Raw genomic sequence first — 15,991 nt, forward strand, 5'->3', positions numbered from 1 at the left:
AAGCGCGCTCTGACGAGCGTGGCGGCCGGCGACCGCTACGAGAAGGAACGCGTGGATCATGCGGGGCTCGAGGAGCTCGATGGGCTAGAGGGGTTTGATGGCCTAGAGGGGCTTGATGGCCTCAAGGGGCTCGACGGGCATGAGGGGCGGGAGGGGCGCGGCGCGGCTCCGGACGGGCCGGCGCACCGGCCGGGCGAGCGACGCGACGGGAGCGGGGATCCCGCCGGCCTTCCCCGGCTGTGGCACATCACCCTGCGGGTCTCGGGCGCCCGGGCGCCGCTCCGGGAGGTGCGGCGCGGCCTGGAGCAGCTCGCGCACGACCATCCCTTCCTGCTGACCAGCCGCTACGCGGACGACCACGCGGAGATCCGTTACTGGGAGGAGGCCCGCGACCTGCACGACGCCGCGGCCGTCGCCCTGCGGCTGTGGGGCGAGCACCGGCAGAGCGCGAAACTCCCGCCCTGGGAGATCGTCGGCCTGGAGGTCATCGACCGCGACACCTACCACCAGCGCCTCGCCGAGGGCTATGGGCCGCCCCCGGCGACCCCGGTGGGGGTGCACCCCTTCTGACAAGGGCCTGCCCCCGGTGCCGGGTCGAGGACCTGTCTCGGGTACCGGGACAAATCCCGCCTCCGCCTGCGCGCCGCACTACCCTGCCCTCATGACCACGCTCTCGCCGTACGACTCGATGTCCCCGGTCGCCCAGGCCGCCTACCGTGCCAAGGCCGCCGCCGCCGACCTCGCGCCGCTGCCGCGCGCGGAGAAGGACGACGCGCTGCTCGCCATCGCGGACGCCCTGGAGGTCCGTACCAGCGAGATCGTCGAGGCCAACGCCAGGGACATCGCCAAGGCCCGCGCGGCCGGCACCAGCGAGGCCATCGTCGACCGGCTCACACTGACCCCGGAGCGGGTGCGCGCCATCGCCGCCGACGTGCGCGACGTGGTGGCGCTGCCCGACCCGGTCGGCGAGGTCGTCCGCGGCTCCACCCTGCCCAACGGCTTGGACCTGCGCCAGGTCCGCGTCCCGCTCGGCGTGGTCGGCATCATCTACGAGGCCCGCCCCAACGTCACCGTGGACGCCGCCGCCCTGTGCCTGAAGTCCGGCAACGCGGTCCTGCTGCGCGGCTCGGCCTCCGCCTACGAGTCGAACTCCGCCCTGGTCCGGGTGATCCGGGACGCGGTCGGCGGGGCCGGGCTGCCCGCCGACGCCGTTCAGCTCGTGCCCGGCGAGAGCCGCGAGAGCGTGCGCGAGCTGATGCGCGCCCGCGGCCTGGTCGACGTGCTGATCCCGCGCGGCGGTGCCTCCCTGATCCAGACGGTCGTGAACGAGTCGACCGTCCCGGTGATCGAGACCGGCACCGGCAACTGCCACGTCTACGTCGACGCACACGCCGACCTCGACATGGCCGTCGACATCCTGATCAACTCCAAGGCGCAGCGGCCCAGCGTCTGCAACGCCGCCGAGACCCTCCTCGTCCACCAGGACATCGCCGCCGAGTTCCTGCCGCGCGCCCTGGACGCGCTCGCCGAGGCGGGGGTCACCGTGCACGCCGACGAGCGGGTGATGGCCTACGCCAAGGACTCCCGGGCCACGGTCGTCGAGGCCACCCCCGACGACTGGGACACCGAGTACCTGTCGTACGACATCGCCGCCGCCGTCGTCGACTCGCTGGACAAGGCGGTGTCGCACATCCGGCTGTGGTCCTCCGGGCACACCGAGGCGATCGTCACCACCTCGCAGCAGGCGGCCCGCCGGTTCACCCAGCTGGTCGACTCCACCACCGTCGCCGTGAACGCCTCCACCCGCTTCACCGACGGCGGACAGTTCGGCTTCGGCGCGGAGATCGGCATCTCCACACAGAAGCTGCACGCCCGCGGCCCGATGGGGCTCCCTGAGCTGACCAGCACGAAGTACATCGTCACGGGCGACGGACACATCCGCCGCTGAGTGAGGAGCCCGGCGACTGCCCGGCGATTGCCCGGCGGAACGGCGTCTCAGCAGGCGGATGAATTTCCGTACCGTCTGCCCAAATTGACCCCCCAGGTCTACTCTGGATCCGTGCCGGAGGACGTGGGGGGCACGCCGTTCCCTGACGGCTGGGAGCCCGACGACGACCACGACCGCGGGGTGTCGGACGAAGAGTTCGCCTCCGTGGTCTTCGACGAGGCCTTCGTACGGGCGGCCGTGTTCCACGAGCCGACCGCCGTCGAGCGCCTCCTGGCCGCGGCCCAGGCGAGAGCCGAGGCCTCCGAGGCCGAGGCCCGCCGCGCGCACGCGAGAGGCGAGCACTACGACGACGGCTACGGCCCCGACCGGCGCGGGTTCGCCCATGACGGCGACCTCGACGACCTGGACGACCCCGACCTCCTCGACGGCGGCTACGGCGGCCCGGGGACGTTCGGCAAGCAGGTGCGCTGGCACCGGCCCGTGGCCTGGGTGCTCGCCGTGGTGATGGGCATCGGCATGGTCGCGCTGGCCTTCGCGGCGGTCTACCGGGGCGGGTCCTCGGGCAGCCGCGACCAGGTGCCGTCACCCGCCTCCACCGGCCTGGAACAGGGCAGCGCCGCCGCGCCCTCCGCGTCCGCCGACTCCTCCCCGCCACCGGTCTCCGCAGTCCCCCGCACCCCCTGACGGTCCGGCGCCGGCCTTGGTGAGAACCTGTCAGAAGTTGGCCCGCAGCAGGGCGTTTACCGGCGCTTGCCGAGACCTACCCTGAATATATGGGAGGGCCTGGAGACCCGCCCGAAGGGACACCCGAGGGCGCCCCCGGAGGTGCGGAGGACGAGTACCGATCCGTCGTCTTCGACGAGTCGTTCGTCCGGGCTGCCCGTCTCCAGGAGTACTCCGCGCGGGAGCGGATGGCCGACCACACGCCCGCCGTGCGCCGCCGCCCCCACCTGCACCGCGGACTGTCCCGGCAGGCCCTGGCCCTCGTCCTGCTGATCGCCCTCGCCTTCGCCACCGCCGTCTACATGAGCGTGCGCAGCCCCAGCCGGTCCACGCAGCTCCAGCCGTCCGCCGTACCGCTACGGTCGACCGTCGTACCGCTCGTCCCGCAGGGCAAGGTCCCCGGGTCCGCCGACCCCGAGTACCTGTACACGCACAGCCCCGCCGCCCACTACGTCGTCGGTGCCGAGGGCATCCCGCTGCCCGCCCATCGGCGCACCGCCCACTTCTCGGACGGCCAGGTCGCCACCGCCCTGCTCACCGCACGGGACTACATCGTGGCCTCCTCCCTCGACCCGGCGGTGCTCACCGGCGGCCAGATCAACACCGTCCGCGCGCTGCTCGCGCCGGACCAGCTCAACCAGTTCGACCAGAGCTTCGACCACCCCGTCGCCGACGGGGCGCACGCCGCGACCGGCTGGCTGGTCCGCTTCGACCCGGCCCGGGCCGAGCTGGCCGACCCCGCGATCCGCGTCCAGGGCAGCCTGCAGGCCGTCGAGACCGACTCGGCCACGCTGGAGGTCACGGCGGACCCCACCCTGGTCTACGCGCTCAAGCCGGCCGGCTCGGCCGCCAAGGCCGCGGTGTCGCTGTTCACCGTCCGGCGCGAGCTGCAGTTCCGCTTCGACCGCGACGACCTGCGGCTGCGCCAGGTGCAGCTGGTCGCCTCCTCCGTCCAGGCCGGACCGCTGTCCTGCACCGACGACTCCGCGGGGCGCTTCCACCCCCTGCTGGCCGGCCAGACCGCCAAGCCGGGCGGCCCCTCCGGCACGGACCCGTACGCACCGGGCGGCCCGACGCCCCTGTGCGGCACCCTGGCCCCCGCCGCCCAGCCGAAGGTGTGACGCCGGCCCCGGCGGTCCGTCGGCCCCCTGTTGGTCCGTCGGCCCCCTGGCGGTCCGTCGGTCCGTCGGCGGTCAGTCCTCGTCGCGGCGCGGGGTGTCCGTCGGTGGCTCGTCCTCCGGGGCGCGGCTGTCCTGTGAGCCGCCCTTCGCCCCGTCGTTCTTCGCCCCCTCGCTCTTCGCGCCGTCGCTCTTCGCGCCGTCCCTGGACGTGGCCGAACCCGTGAAGCCGCCGAAACCTCGCCGGACCCGCTCGCCCAGGTCACCGGCCCCGCCCGCGAGGTCGCTGACCAGCTTCATCAGCGGGTCCTTGGAGCTCTTCACGTGATTGGCGTAGTGATTCGCCGACTCGCGGAAGGAGTCGCTGACCGAGGTGTCCTTGTCCTCGGTGCGCCGCGTGTAGTGGCCGTCCATGATCCGCTGGTAGTCCCGGGACTCGGCCCACTTCTTCAGCTCGGCCGCCCGCACGGTGGCGAAGGGGTGGGTGCGCGGCAGCACGTTGAGGATCTTCAGCACGGAGTCGCGCAGGTCGCCCGACTCCTCGTACTCATCGGCCTGCTTCAGGAACGCGTCCACGTTCATCTCGTGCAGGTGGTTGCCGCCCGCGATCTTCATCAGGCCGCGCATCGACGCCCGCACGTCCTGCCCGACCAGCAGCCCCGCCCGGTCGGCCGACAGCTCCGACTTGCGGAACCACTCGCGCAGCGCCGTGACGATCGCCATGATCGCTATGCTGCCCAGCGGGATCCAGGCCACCCGCACGGCCAGGTTGGTCAGAAACAGCAGGATGGTGCGGTACACCGCGTGGCCGGACAGGGCGTGGCCCACCTCGTGGCCGACGACCGCCCGCATCTCCTCCTCGTCGAGCAGCTCGACCAAGCCCGTGGTCACCACGATGATCGGCTCGTCCAGGCCGATACACATCGCGTTGGGCTGCGGGTCCTGGTTGACGTACATCGGCGGGACCTTCTCCAGGTCCAGGATGTAGCAGGCGTCCCGCAGCATGTCGTTGAGGTGCGTGAACTGCTGGTCCGAGACGCGTACCGAGTCGGACAGGAACAGCAGCCGGAGACTGCGCTCGGGCAGCAGGCCGCTGAGGGCCTTGAACACCGTGTCGAAGCCACTCAGCTTGCGCAGGGCGACCAGGGCGGAACGGTCGGCCGGATGCTCGTACGCCCGCGAGGAGATCCCCGGGAAGCGAGTGCGGCGGCGGCTCGGCACGCGCTCGTGCCCGTTGTGCTCGCGGCCTTCGTCGGACATGTGATCCCCCATGTGCGTCTGTGTCGCCCGATGTGCCCCCGAGGCAGGGACCAGCCTAGGCGGAGATACCGTGGACGGGCAGCACAGCGAAGGAGTCCGCCATGGAGCACCACCCCGCAGCCGCACGGCTGGCCGAGGCCGCCGGGGGCGCCATCCAGCATCAGGGATCCGGTGACCTGCTCCGGGTCGTCCTGGTCGTGATGATCCTGGGGTGTGTCCTCGTCGGCTGGTTCCTGCTGCGCGGCTACAAGCGGAACGACGACTGAGCGTCCCGGAAGGTTCCCCGTCCGTCCCCGCCGGGCGTGGCCAGTGGCCCGGCCCCGTGCGTGCCGCGTCGGCCGCGGCCTGGTCAGCTGCCGTCCGCAACGGTGGAGTCGGCGTGAGGGGCGGGAGGGCGGACGCTTACGATGGGCGGACATCTTTATCCCGCCCACACCCGGATAGGTCTGCCGAAGATGAGCATCCACAGCACCGCTGCCCAGTTGGTCAACCTCGCCGAGGCCGAGGGCGGCAACCACGAGAGTCTCAACCCCGCGGTGACGGGCGGAGCCGCACTCGTCATCCTGCTGCTCCTGCTGTGGGTCACCACTCGTTTCAACCGCGACCGCTGACCCCGCCGGGGCCCCGCCGGCCCGCCCCGGGGGCTCGCCGCCGGGGCCGGGGAACCGTGCTCGGCGAACTCCCGGCCGGGGCCCCTGGACCGGGCCGGTAGGGTCTGCTCGCATGGGAGAGCAGGACATGCCTACCGGTCCGGCGAGCGACACGGTGAAGCACCCCGAGAACGGGCCCGGCAGCGGCCCCTCGTCGTCGGGCAAGCGCCGCCTGGGCGTCATGGGCGGAACGTTCGACCCGATCCACCACGGGCACCTCGTGGCGGCCAGCGAGGTCGCCGCGCAGTTCCACCTGGACGAGGTGGTCTTCGTGCCCACCGGCCAGCCCTGGCAGAAGAGCCACCGCCATGTCTCCCCGGCCGAGGACCGCTACCTGATGACGGTCATCGCGACCGCCGAGAACCCGCAGTTCTCCGTCAGCCGCATCGACATCGACCGCGGCGGCCCCACCTACACCGTGGACACCCTGCGCGACCTGCGCGCCCTCAACCCCGACACCGACCTGTTCTTCATCACCGGCGCCGACGCCCTCTCCCAGATCCTCACCTGGCGGGACTCCGAGGAACTCTTCTCCCTCGCGCATTTCATCGGGGTCACCCGGCCCGGTCACCACCTCAGCGACCCCGGCCTCCCCGAGGGCGGTGTCTCGCTCGTGGAGGTCCCGGCCCTCGCCATCTCCTCCACGGACTGCCGGGCGAGAGTCGCCACGGGCGACCCCATCTGGTACATGGTGCCGGACGGAGTCGTGCGCTACATCGCCAAGCGCGAGCTGTACCGCGGCGAGTGAGCCGAGAGGGGCACCGGTGAACGACCGATACGACGCTGGGTACGAGGGCGACAGTTACGAGCTCGTCGGCTACGACGAGTACGGCCGGCCTGTGTACCAGCAGGTCCCGTCCCAGCAGACCCCGCAGCAGTCGTACGACGCCTACGGCCGTCGGGACCACCAGGGCTACGGCTACGACCCGTACGCGACCGGCGGGCAGCAGCAGCCCGGCCCGTCCGCCTACGACGGCGGCTACGGCACCGGCCCGCAGACCCCCGCCCCGTCGTCCCCCTACGAGCAGTACCCGTCGTACGACCCGCACCGTCCGCACGGCCCCCAGGGCTCCGACGGCTCCCACGGCCACCCCGGCACCTACGACCCCTACGGCTCCGCTACGCCCGCCTCCGGCGCGACGGCGGCGCCGTACGACCCCTACGGCCGGACCGCGACCAGCGGACAGCAGCCCCCGGGCACCGAGCAGACCGCCTACATCCCGCAGCAGACCGGCCCGCAGCAGGCGGGGCCCGCGCGGACCGCACCCGGGGCGGCCGGCCGGGCGGCGGACGCGCCGGACCGGCCGGACGGTGACGAGCGGGAGTACCACACCGAGCAGTTCGCCTTCGTCGAGGAGCCGAGCGACGACTCCGAAGACGTCATCGACTGGCTGAAGTTCACCGAGAACCGCACCGAGCGCCGCGAGGAGGCCCGGCGCCGCGCCCGCAGCCGGATCATCGCCCTGGCCGTGGTGCTGGCCCTGGTCGCGGTGGGCGGCGTCGGCTACCTCTGGTACGCCGGGAAGCTGCCCGGACTGTCCTCCGCCGCCAAGAAGACCGGCACCGCGACCGCGGCCGCCGCCCAGAAACGCGACGTGATCGTCGTCCACCTGCACAACACCGCCAAGGGCGGGACCTCCACGGCCCTGCTCGTCGACAACACCACCACCAAGCAGGGCACCACCGTCCTGCTGCCCAACTCCCTGGCCCTGACCGACGACGACGGCACCACGACGACCCTCGCCAAGTCGGTCCAGGACGACGGCTCCTCCGGCACCCGCGACCAGCTCGACACCGTCCTCGGCACGAACATCGAGGGCACCTGGCGCCTGGACACCCCCTACCTGCAGAACCTCGTCGACCTGGTCGGCAACGTCGAGGTCGACACCGACACCGACGTCCCCGACCCGGACGCGAAGAAGAAGGGCACCACTACCCTCGTCCACCGGGGCAAGGACCAGACCCTCAGCGGCAAGATGGCCGTCGCCTACGCCACCTACCGCGCCTCCGGCGAGGCCCAGAACGCCCAGCTGGAGCGGTTCGGCCAGGTCATGCAGGGCGTACTCCGCAAGCTGTCCTCCGACCCGCAGGCCGCGACCACGACCGTGCAGACGCTGGCGCAGATCCTCGACCCCTCGCTCACCGACAAGGACCTCGGCACCTTCCTCGCCAAGCTCGCCGACCTGGCCAAGGGCGGCGACTACCGGACGGCCCTGCTGCCCGTCGGCAGCGACGGCACGCTGAGCGCGAAGACCAGCGACAGCGTGGTCAAGGACATCCTGGGCGGCACCGCGAAGAGCCCCGACCAGGGTTCGTCCGTCCGGGTCTCCGTCCAGAACGCCTCCGGCACCAAGGGCGACACCGACAAGGCGCGCGTCGTCCTCCTCAACGGCGGCTTCACCTTCCTGGAGGCCGGCACCGCGTCCGCCGTCCAGCCGACCTCCAAGGTCGTCTACGCCGACGCCGGCGACAAGGAGAACGCCACCGAGGTGGCCAAGACCCTGGGCCTGCCCGCCGGCTCCGTGACGAAGGGCACGGTCTCCTCCGGCGCCGACGTCTCGGTGGTCCTCGGCCAGGACTACAAGCCCACGTCAGCGCAGTGATCCGTTAATCACGTGGGGCGCCGTCGGCGGTCCGTGAGACCCTGGATGGCAAGTGACCGCCGACGGAAAGCCCTGTAGTGACCGCAACCGACCGTTCTCTCGAGCTCGTCAGCACCGCCGCCCAGGCGGCCGCCGACAAGCTCGCGCACGACATCATCGCCTACGACGTCAGCGATGTGCTGTCGATCACGGATGCCTTCGTCCTGGCATCCGCACCCAGCGACCGCCAGGTCAAGTCGATCGTCGACGAGATCGAGGAGCGGCTCCTGAAGGAGCTCGGCGCCAAGCCGGTGCGCCGCGAGGGCGACCGCGAGGCCCGTTGGGTCCTGCTCGACTACGTCGACATCGTCGTCCACGTCCAGCACAGCGAGGAGCGTGTCTTCTACGCCCTGGAGCGGCTGTGGAAGGACTGCCCGGAGATCGAGCTGCCCGCCGACGCCCGGGCCACCCGGGGCAAGGCCGAGGAGCACGCCAGGCTGAAGGCCGCCGAGGACTCGGCGGAGCCGGGCGGTGAGTGGCGGTGAGCGGCGCCGGTGACGGAACCGGCAGGACACCGGGCCGGGGCCGCCGCATCATCCTGTGGCGGCACGGCCAGACGTCCTGGAACGTGGAGCGCCGCTTCCAGGGCTCCACGGACGTCGAGCTCACCGAGACCGGCGTCGGCCAGGCCCGCCGCTCCGCTCGGCTGCTGGCCTCCCTCGGACCCGACGCGATCATCTCCTCGGACCTGAAGCGGGCCGCCCGGACGGCCGCCGAGCTCGCCGTGCTCACCGGCCTCGACGTCACCGAGGACGAGGGCCTGCGCGAGACCTACGCGGGCGTCTGGCAGGGGCTGACGCACGAGGAGATCATCGACCGCTACGGCGCGGAGTACACCGCGTGGAAGCGCGGTGAGCCGGTGCGCCGGGGCGGCGGCGAACTGGAGACCGAGGTCGCCGACCGTGCCGCGCCTGTGGTGCTGCGGCACGTGGAGAAGCTGCCCGAGGACGGCACGCTCGTGGTGGTGAGCCACGGCGGCACCATCCGCACCACCATCGGTCGCCTCCTCGGCCTGGAGGCCCACCACTGGGAGAGCCTGGCGGGGCTCGCGAACTGCTGCTGGTCGGTCCTCAGCGAGGGCGCCCGCGGCTGGCGTCTGCTGGAGCACAACGCCGGCACCCTGCCCGAGCCCGTCCTCGGCGACGACGACTGAGACCGGCCGGAACCGGGCCCCGGGACACCCCGGCGGCCCCACGGGGCCCGGATTTCACTTTCCGGCAGGTCACAGGCTAAAGTTCTTCTTGTTCGCCCCGCCGAGCGGGAAGAACACCAGGCGGCTTCGCCGCGTGGCAGCGAGGGGCTATAGCTCAGTTGGTAGAGCGCCTGCATGGCATGCAGGAGGTCAGGAGTTCAATTCTCCTTAGCTCCACGGATCGACACTCTGTTGAGTTGTCAAAGATCGGTGATGACAATCCCGTCCCGTCAAGGGGCGGGATTCTCGTTTTCCGGCGTGTACGCCACGATCCGGCACTCCGGCATCCCGTGGATCGACAGCGACACCACCGTCGTCCGCAGCTCCTCTCCCGACAGACGGCGGAACGTCTTCACGCGCGGCCCCGGAGGTATCACCTCGCCGCTCGCCCAGAGCTCGGCGAAGTACGGGCTGGCGGCCGACAGGGCGCGTATGAAGTCCTCCCAGACGGGCTCGCCGACATGTCTGCCGTAGTGGGACCGCAGCGTGGCCACCATCACCGGCAGCTCACGCTCCCGGTGAACCACGGGGCAGGCGTCCGGGGAGAGTGTGAACAGCGTCCACAGCGCGTTCGGCACGGAGTCCTCGGACATCCGCGGCACCTGGAACAGGTCGCGGAAGGCGGCGTTGGTCGCCAGGATGTCGTAGCGCGCGTTGTAGACCGCCGCCGGATGCGGATCGAGGGCGTCCAGAACGCACTGGACCTCTGGGCGGACCCGCTGCGCCGGGGGTTGCGGGCCCGGGTCGAACGGCACCTCCGCCAGCCGGTACAGATGCTCCCGCTCCGGTGGCTCCAGCCGCAGCGTGCGCGCCACCGCGTCCAGCACCTGCGAGGAGGCGTTGATCGGCCGGCCCTGTTCCAGCCAGGTGTACCAGGTGACGCCCACGCCCGAGAGCTGGGCGACCTCCTCGCGGCGCAGCCCCGGTGTGCGGCGGCGCAGGCCCGGAGCCATCCCCACGTCGGCCGGTGTCACCCGGGCGCGCCTGCTGCGCAGAAAGGCGGCCAGCTCCGGCCGGCGGCGCTGTGTCGTCGTCATCGTCACGTCCCCCGTCGTCACGTTCCTCATCGTCGAGGCCGGACTCGTCGCGTGCCAGGTGCTGTCAATACCAGCATCAACGGGCTCTCGGCACCCGTACCGGGGCGTCGCCAGGCTCGACGGCATGACGACACCATCCCGGACAGGCCCGAATCCCGCCTCCGCGCACCCGCTCCGAAGTCCTGAGAACAGTAAAGCGCCCACCACTGACAATCGGGCCCGGCCGCTGCTCGCCACCGTGCTCGCGGCCCAGTTCATGGCGCTCCTCGACGTGTTCATCGTCAACGTCGCCGCCCCGGCCATCGGGTCCGACCTGCACGCCTCCGGCGCCGATCTGCAACTGGTCATCGCCGGCTACACCATCACCTACTCGGTCCTGCTGATCACGGGAGCGCGGTTGGGCGACCGGCTCGGGCACGGCCGGGTGCACCTGGCCGGACTGGCCTTGTTCACCGCCGCCTCGCTCGCCTGCGGCCTCGCCGGGGGAGCGGGCGCGCTGATCGTCTTCCGGCTGGTGCAGGGCGCCGGCTCGGCGCTGATGATCCCGCAGGTGCTCAGCCTCATCCAGCGCACCTTCACCGGCGAGGCCCGGGTGCGGGCGCTCGGCGCGTACTCGGCGGTGATCGCCGTCGGCGCGGCGGCCGGGCAGGTCGTCGGCGGTGTGCTGGTCAGCGCAGACCTGTTCGGAACCGGCTGGCGCCCGGTGTTCCTCGTCAACGTCCCCGTGGGCGCCGTCCTCCTGCTCGTCGGGCGGCGCGTGCTGCCGCGGGACGGCGGGGCGGAGCGGCCGCGGACGTCCGCCGCCGGTGCGCGGGTCGGGCCGCGGGGCCTGGACCTGCCCGGTCTGGTGCTGCTGGGTGCGGCGGTCTCGCTGCTGACGGTGCCGCTGGTGCTCGGCCAGGAGGAGGACTGGCCCCTGTGGTCCTGGCTGTCGCTGGCCGGGTCCGCGGTGCTGTTGGCGGTGTTCTGCGGTTACGAGTCCCGGCTCGCCCGGCGCGGCGGAGCCCCGCTGATCACACCCCGTGTGCTGCGCCTCCCCGGCATGGGTCTCGCGGTCTTCCAGGTGCTGGCCGTGATGGCCGTGAACGGCGGCTTCCTCTTCGCGCTCACCCTGCACGTCCAGGGCGGCCTCGGCTACAGCCCGCTGCGGGCGGGCCTGACCTTCGCGCCGACCGCGGCCGTCTTCGGGCTGGTCGGGCTGACGTGGCGGAGGTGGCCGGCGTCCTGGCAGCGGTGGCTGACCCCGTCCGGGTTCGTGCTCATCGCGCTGTCCGTGCCCGGTGTCGCACTGGCGTTCAGGGGTGGCCACGACGGCGGCGCCCCGCTCTACCTCGCCTACGCCGGTGTGGGCGTCGGGCTCGCGCTCGGCTTCAGCCCGACGCTCACCGGCGCACTGGCGGCCGTACGGCCCCAGGACGCGGCGGACGCCAGCGGTCTGCTCGCCACCGTCGCACAGCTCGGTCAGCTGATCGGCGTGGCGGCCTTCGGCACACTGTTCCTGCACCGGCTTGAGTCACTCGGGGCCCCCGGGGCGTATACCTCTGCGGAGGCGCTCTCGGCCTGCATGTACGCGCTGGCCGGGACGGCCGTGGCCGCCGCCGTGGCCGGACTGGTACCGAGGCGTCGCTGACCGTATTGGTCCGGCCGTGGCAGAATCAAACGGCCGGAAGGGGGCGCGGCCCGACGGGAGGGAGTAGCGATGCCTGCCAGCATCCTCGAGGAGGTCGGTCACCTCCTCGATGCGGCGTTGATACGGGACACGGTCACTCGCCTCGTCTGCCCCTCCTGCGGCTCCCTCCATGTGGCGCAAGTCCTCGGCGACAACGGCGGGATCTCGTACGTGTGCACGGCCTGCGGCCACAGCTGGAGCTGATCGATGGGTGCACACAGGCGAAAGTGCGACTGGTGCGGCAGTGGTACGCCGATCGTGCGTGACATGGAACCGATCAACCCCGACTACCAGTACTGGTGCGAGGAGTGCGCGCGGGCGTTGATCATAAAGGGCGACCCGATCGAGACGTACCGCGAACTGGAGGGGGAGCCGATCTACGGCCGCCTCCTGGAGGAGCACTGCACCCTCAAGCGGTTCTACTCCTTCGTCACGGCATGACCACGGCCGGGGCCCCGCGCGGGACCCCGGCCGTATCGTAGGCATCGGTCATATCGGGCAGAGCGGAAACCGATTTGGTGAAGCACCCCCTGGACCGTGTAATGTTGGCGTCGCCGCCGGGGGAACCGGGCGGAACGAAGCAAGGGGCTATAGCTCAGTTGGTAGAGCGCCTGCATGGCATGCAGGAGGTCAGGAGTTCAATTCTCCTTAGCTCCACAGACATCGAGGGCGGGTCATCCGAAAGGATGGCCCGCCCTCGGCGTTCCAGGGGCGCGTGACGAAGCGGCGGCGGGCCACTCCTGGAAGGGTGACCCGCCGCCGGTGTGCTCAGCGGCCCAGGGCGCGGCGGCCGCGGCCCTGCGAGAGGACCGGCAGGTTGCGCGACGGGGCCTGCGAGCGGGTGTCCTCCTCGAGGCGCAGGGCCAGTGCCGGACAACGGCGCACCGCGCGCAGCGCCTTGGCCTCCGCGTAGCGCGGCACCTGTGCCTGGGCGACGGTCGGGAAGCCGTCGGCACCCAGTTCGAACACCTCCGGGAGGATGTCCGCGCACAGGCCGTGACCCCGGCACAGGGTCCAGTCGACGTAGATCTTCTGGCGGCTGGGACCGGTCTCCTCGGCCGCGCCGCCGCCGGGGACGCCCGTCGGGACCCTGCCGTCCTCGAAGAGCGGCAGCACGCCCTCCACGGGCCGTCCGCAGCCGTTGCCGAGGACATGGGCCGCCAGGTCGTCCGTGAACGCCTTGATGGTGGACTCCAGGAACATCGCCGAGCCGTCCGGATGCGAGCACGCGCCGCGCCGCTTGACGTTCTTGGCGACCTGCTTGAGCGCCTCAAGGGCGGCCGGTCCGCCGCCGCCCAGGATGTCCTCCATGCCGCGCGCGGCGGCCGGCAGCCCGAGGTAGCACGGGCCGCACTGGCCCGCGCTCTCCTCGGCCAGCCACTTGGCCACCTGCAGCGACTCGCCCAGCGGACAGGTGTTCTGACTGATCGGCAGGATCGCCCCGGCGCCGAGCGAACCTCCCACCGCGTCCAGCGAATTGCGCGAGACGATCGCCTCGTTGACGGTCGCCGCGTCGATCCACTTGCCGTGGTAGCCGCCGGTCAGCACGCCCTGCGGCACGGGCGGGGCACCGGCCAGCTGAAGGACGTAGCGCAGCGGCACGCCCGTGGGGACCTCGATCACCATGGGGCGGGCGACGGCGCCGGAGACCGTCAGCATGACGGTGCCCGGCTCGTCGTACAGGCCGGTGTTGCCGTAGCGCTCGGGTCCGATGCGGGCGGCGATCGCGAGCTGCGCGAACGTCTCGGCGTTGGACAGCAGGGTGGGCGCGCCGCCGACGCCGGTCTGCGAGGCGCTCACCTTGCGGCCGGGCGGGATCGCCGGGCCGCCGTCGATGGAGCGGATCAGTGACGCCGCCGCGCCCGTGACCATGCGCACCGGATTGCGCTGCACGCGCGCGCGGAGTGCCGATCTGCGGCCGTTGCTCAGGCCCCGTTCGGCCAGGGCGGCCTCCATGGAGCGCTGGGTGGACTCCCGGGTGACCCCCACCACGAGCGTGCGGGCACCGAGGGCCTCCGCGCACAGCAGGGCACCGTCCAGGATGAGGTGCGGGGCACGGTTGATGAGCACCGTGTCCTTGCGGCAGGCCGGCTCGTCCTCGCTGCCGTTGACGACGACGACCGGCCGTACGCCGCGGCGGATGGCCGACTCAGCGACCGACCGCAGTTTCTTGTGGAAGGGGAAGCCCGCGCCGCCGCGGCCCCTGAGGTTGATCGCCTCGGCGAGCTGCGCGAGCTGCTCGCCGCCCAGCGGTTCGAGCGGACCGTGCACCTTCAGGTGCATGGGCAGGTCGAGTCGTTCCACAAGGTCGAAGCCCGACGTGAGCTGTGGAAGTCCGACCACGCGGACTTCCGGGACGTCGGGCAGGGCCTCGTTCACCTATGGCCTCCGGAAGGCGTGTTCCAAGGTTCCCCCGAACCCGGCGCGTCGAAGGGGGCGCCCGGGTGTGTTTCAGTTGCGGGACCGCTCATGTACGTGTCGTTCGAGTTGTACGTGCCGTGGACCGGGTTCGTCTCACCGGTGTCGTACACATCACGTCCGCCGTAGCCGTTCGTGCCCGGATTGCCGTAGGACGGGATGGTGTGTCCCGTGTCGTTCAGCGGGTCGTAGGCCGACGGGGGCGCCTCGCCGACGGGCGGCGGCGACGGGATCGGCCAGCTGCCCGAGGTGCCCGCCGTGCTCTCCATGCGCGGCATCGCCTCGGTGGCCTGCAGGTCGAAGGACAGGTCCATGCGCGCGGTCCGGTCGGCGGCGAAGGGCTGCTCCGGTGTCGAGACGGCCCGGTAGGCGGCCGCGAAGCCGGAGGTGTCCTCCTGGGCGGCGCCGGCCGCGGGAGCCTCATAGGGCGGCGCGGAGGGGGCCGCGACACGCGGCAGGGAGCCGGTCGTGTCGGTGCGCGAGGGCCGCTCCGCCCGCGCGTTCTCGTAGCCCGGCAGTACGGACTCCGCCACCCTGGCCCGGCTGGAGTCGAGGTCGTCCAGTTCCGGCCGCTCACCGCCGCCGAGCAGCGTCACCAGCCGGTCGGCGACCTTGCGCTTGAACGGGCGCGGTGCCGCGCGCAGCGCCAGGGCTCCCATGACGCCGAGCAGGGACAGGCTGTAGAGGATGACGAAGATCGGCTTGGCCTGGCGGCCGGCGTACAGGCCGTGGACCAGCGCCGCGCACCAGGCCGGGTAGGCCAGCATGTGCATGGCCCGCCAGCGCGCCGCGACCGGGGCGGGCGTGGCGAAGTTGCTGCGCAGCGCGCCTGTGATGCCCACGAAGATCATCAGCAGCCCGGCCAGGGAGCCGAGGCCGATCAGGCCGCCGCTTCCGGTGACGCCGAGCGAGAACGGAAGGACCGCGGCGATCAGCTGGGTGTGGTCCAGGGCGATCTTGGTGGTGATGTGCAGCAGGAGGAACGCGATCGAGGCGACCGCGGTGGTCCGGTGCACCGCCTGGCCCACGATCCGCTGGCGCGTGTTGAGGAAGATCCGGTCCTGGGCGACCAGGCCCCAGATCACCGAGCAGCTGAGGGAGACCAGGGAGAGGACGCCCGCGCCGAAGTTCAGGAACTCGCGGAACTGGCTGCCTCCCACCAGCACGGCCACGGGTATCAGGAGCAGGACGACAGCGGACGCCACCCCGTAGGCCGACCGGCCCGGTTTGGGGAGCGAGCTGTTACTGCGACGAGGGTTCATGGGGGCAACTCCGAGCGGTTCGGGTGAGCGGTCCCGAGGACGAACTCTAAGTGGCTCCAAACCGAGCAGTAC

Annotated in this window: 17 protein-coding genes and 2 tRNA genes; 15 read left to right on the forward strand and 4 right to left on the reverse strand. The window is 71.9% G+C overall.

Annotated features, from left to right (window positions below):
- The first annotated feature begins 18 nt into the window (after positions 1-18).
- From R2S09_RS40520 to R2S09_RS05950, 4 genes are all read left to right on the forward strand, one after another.
- Positions 19-570: a hypothetical protein gene (locus tag R2S09_RS40520; RefSeq protein WP_399143923.1), complete on the forward strand. Its 552-nt coding sequence runs from the start codon at positions 19-21 to the stop codon at positions 568-570.
- Positions 571-661: 91 nt separating this feature from the next.
- The gene (locus R2S09_RS05940) at positions 662-1,948 is read left to right on the forward strand and encodes a glutamate-5-semialdehyde dehydrogenase (protein WP_316740062.1); all 1,287 of its coding nucleotides are present in this window, start codon (positions 662-664) and stop codon (positions 1,946-1,948) included.
- An 84-nt stretch (positions 1,949-2,032) separates the two neighbouring features.
- A complete protein-coding gene (locus tag R2S09_RS05945; protein ID WP_372337682.1) occupies positions 2,033-2,632 on the forward strand; it encodes a hypothetical protein in 600 nt (199 codons plus the stop codon).
- A gap of 89 nt (positions 2,633-2,721) precedes the next feature.
- Positions 2,722-3,792, forward strand: coding sequence for a hypothetical protein (locus R2S09_RS05950; protein ID WP_316740063.1), 1,071 nt, complete (start codon positions 2,722-2,724; stop codon positions 3,790-3,792).
- Between the two features lie 72 nt (positions 3,793-3,864).
- Here the strand turns inward: R2S09_RS05950 and R2S09_RS05955 are convergent, their stop codons facing one another.
- Positions 3,865-5,049, reverse strand: a complete 1,185-nt coding sequence (locus R2S09_RS05955) for a M48 family metallopeptidase (protein WP_316740064.1) — start codon at positions 5,047-5,049, stop codon at positions 3,865-3,867.
- A 101-nt stretch (positions 5,050-5,150) separates the two neighbouring features.
- Here R2S09_RS05955 and R2S09_RS05960 point away from each other — a divergent pair, with 101 nt between their 5' ends.
- The 7 genes from R2S09_RS05960 (at position 5,151) to R2S09_RS05990 (ending at position 9,710) form a co-directional block, all read left to right on the forward strand.
- The gene (locus tag R2S09_RS05960) at positions 5,151-5,315 is read left to right on the forward strand and encodes a hypothetical protein (protein WP_316740065.1); all 165 of its coding nucleotides are present in this window, start codon (positions 5,151-5,153) and stop codon (positions 5,313-5,315) included.
- A gap of 189 nt (positions 5,316-5,504) precedes the next feature.
- Positions 5,505-5,660 (forward strand): hypothetical protein, encoded by a 156-nt coding sequence (locus tag R2S09_RS05965; RefSeq protein WP_306187157.1) that lies wholly within the window; start codon positions 5,505-5,507, stop codon positions 5,658-5,660.
- Positions 5,661-5,772: 112 nt separating this feature from the next.
- Positions 5,773-6,447: a nicotinate-nucleotide adenylyltransferase gene (nadD, locus tag R2S09_RS05970; RefSeq protein ID WP_306187156.1), complete on the forward strand. Its 675-nt coding sequence runs from the start codon at positions 5,773-5,775 to the stop codon at positions 6,445-6,447.
- A 16-nt stretch (positions 6,448-6,463) separates the two neighbouring features.
- The gene (locus tag R2S09_RS05975) at positions 6,464-8,302 is read left to right on the forward strand and encodes a LytR C-terminal domain-containing protein (RefSeq protein ID WP_316740066.1); all 1,839 of its coding nucleotides are present in this window, start codon (positions 6,464-6,466) and stop codon (positions 8,300-8,302) included.
- 77 nt (positions 8,303-8,379) lie between these two features.
- The gene (rsfS, locus tag R2S09_RS05980; protein WP_306187152.1) at positions 8,380-8,826 is read left to right on the forward strand and encodes a ribosome silencing factor; all 447 of its coding nucleotides are present in this window, start codon (positions 8,380-8,382) and stop codon (positions 8,824-8,826) included.
- Positions 8,817-9,494, forward strand: coding sequence for a histidine phosphatase family protein (locus R2S09_RS05985; RefSeq protein WP_306187150.1), 678 nt, complete (start codon positions 8,817-8,819; stop codon positions 9,492-9,494). The genes rsfS and R2S09_RS05985 overlap by 10 nt, the downstream gene beginning before the upstream one ends.
- Before the next feature lie 143 nt (positions 9,495-9,637).
- Positions 9,638-9,710 (forward strand) — tRNA-Ala (locus tag R2S09_RS05990).
- 53 nt (positions 9,711-9,763) lie between these two features.
- Here the strand turns inward: R2S09_RS05990 and R2S09_RS05995 are convergent.
- A complete protein-coding gene (locus R2S09_RS05995; RefSeq protein WP_316740067.1) occupies positions 9,764-10,600 on the reverse strand; it encodes a helix-turn-helix transcriptional regulator in 837 nt (278 codons plus the stop codon).
- A 208-nt stretch (positions 10,601-10,808) separates the two neighbouring features.
- Between R2S09_RS05995 and R2S09_RS06000 the strand changes: the two genes are divergently transcribed.
- The 4 genes from R2S09_RS06000 to R2S09_RS06015 all read left to right on the forward strand — a co-directional run bounded on the left by R2S09_RS06000 (position 10,809) and on the right by R2S09_RS06015 (position 12,896).
- Positions 10,809-12,200 carry an MFS transporter gene (locus R2S09_RS06000; protein ID WP_306187146.1) on the forward strand — a complete coding sequence of 464 codons (1,392 nt, stop codon included), beginning with the start codon at positions 10,809-10,811 and terminating at the stop codon, positions 12,198-12,200.
- A gap of 69 nt (positions 12,201-12,269) precedes the next feature.
- The gene (locus R2S09_RS06005) at positions 12,270-12,443 is read left to right on the forward strand and encodes a hypothetical protein (protein ID WP_107473306.1); all 174 of its coding nucleotides are present in this window, start codon (positions 12,270-12,272) and stop codon (positions 12,441-12,443) included.
- Between the two features lie 3 nt (positions 12,444-12,446).
- The gene (locus tag R2S09_RS06010; RefSeq protein ID WP_006136074.1) at positions 12,447-12,680 is read left to right on the forward strand and encodes a hypothetical protein; all 234 of its coding nucleotides are present in this window, start codon (positions 12,447-12,449) and stop codon (positions 12,678-12,680) included.
- Positions 12,681-12,823: 143 nt separating this feature from the next.
- Positions 12,824-12,896, forward strand: a tRNA-Ala gene (locus R2S09_RS06015).
- A 111-nt stretch (positions 12,897-13,007) separates the two neighbouring features.
- Here R2S09_RS06015 and R2S09_RS06020 read toward each other — a convergent pair.
- Together R2S09_RS06020 and R2S09_RS06025 are read right to left on the reverse strand one after the other, a co-directional pair.
- Positions 13,008-14,618 carry an NADH-quinone oxidoreductase subunit NuoF family protein gene (locus R2S09_RS06020; RefSeq protein WP_306187143.1) on the reverse strand — a complete coding sequence of 537 codons (1,611 nt, stop codon included), beginning with the start codon at positions 14,616-14,618 and terminating at the stop codon, positions 13,008-13,010.
- The gene (locus R2S09_RS06025) at positions 14,615-15,919 is read right to left on the reverse strand and encodes a cytochrome b/b6 domain-containing protein (RefSeq protein WP_316740068.1); all 1,305 of its coding nucleotides are present in this window, start codon (positions 15,917-15,919) and stop codon (positions 14,615-14,617) included. Before R2S09_RS06025 ends, R2S09_RS06020 begins: the two co-directional genes overlap by 4 nt.
- Positions 15,920-15,991 lie beyond the last annotated feature (72 nt).

The sequence above is a fragment of the Streptomyces sp. MK7 genome (genome assembly GCF_032658145.1).
Classification (GTDB): domain Bacteria; phylum Actinomycetota; class Actinomycetes; order Streptomycetales; family Streptomycetaceae; genus Streptomyces; species Streptomyces spiralis.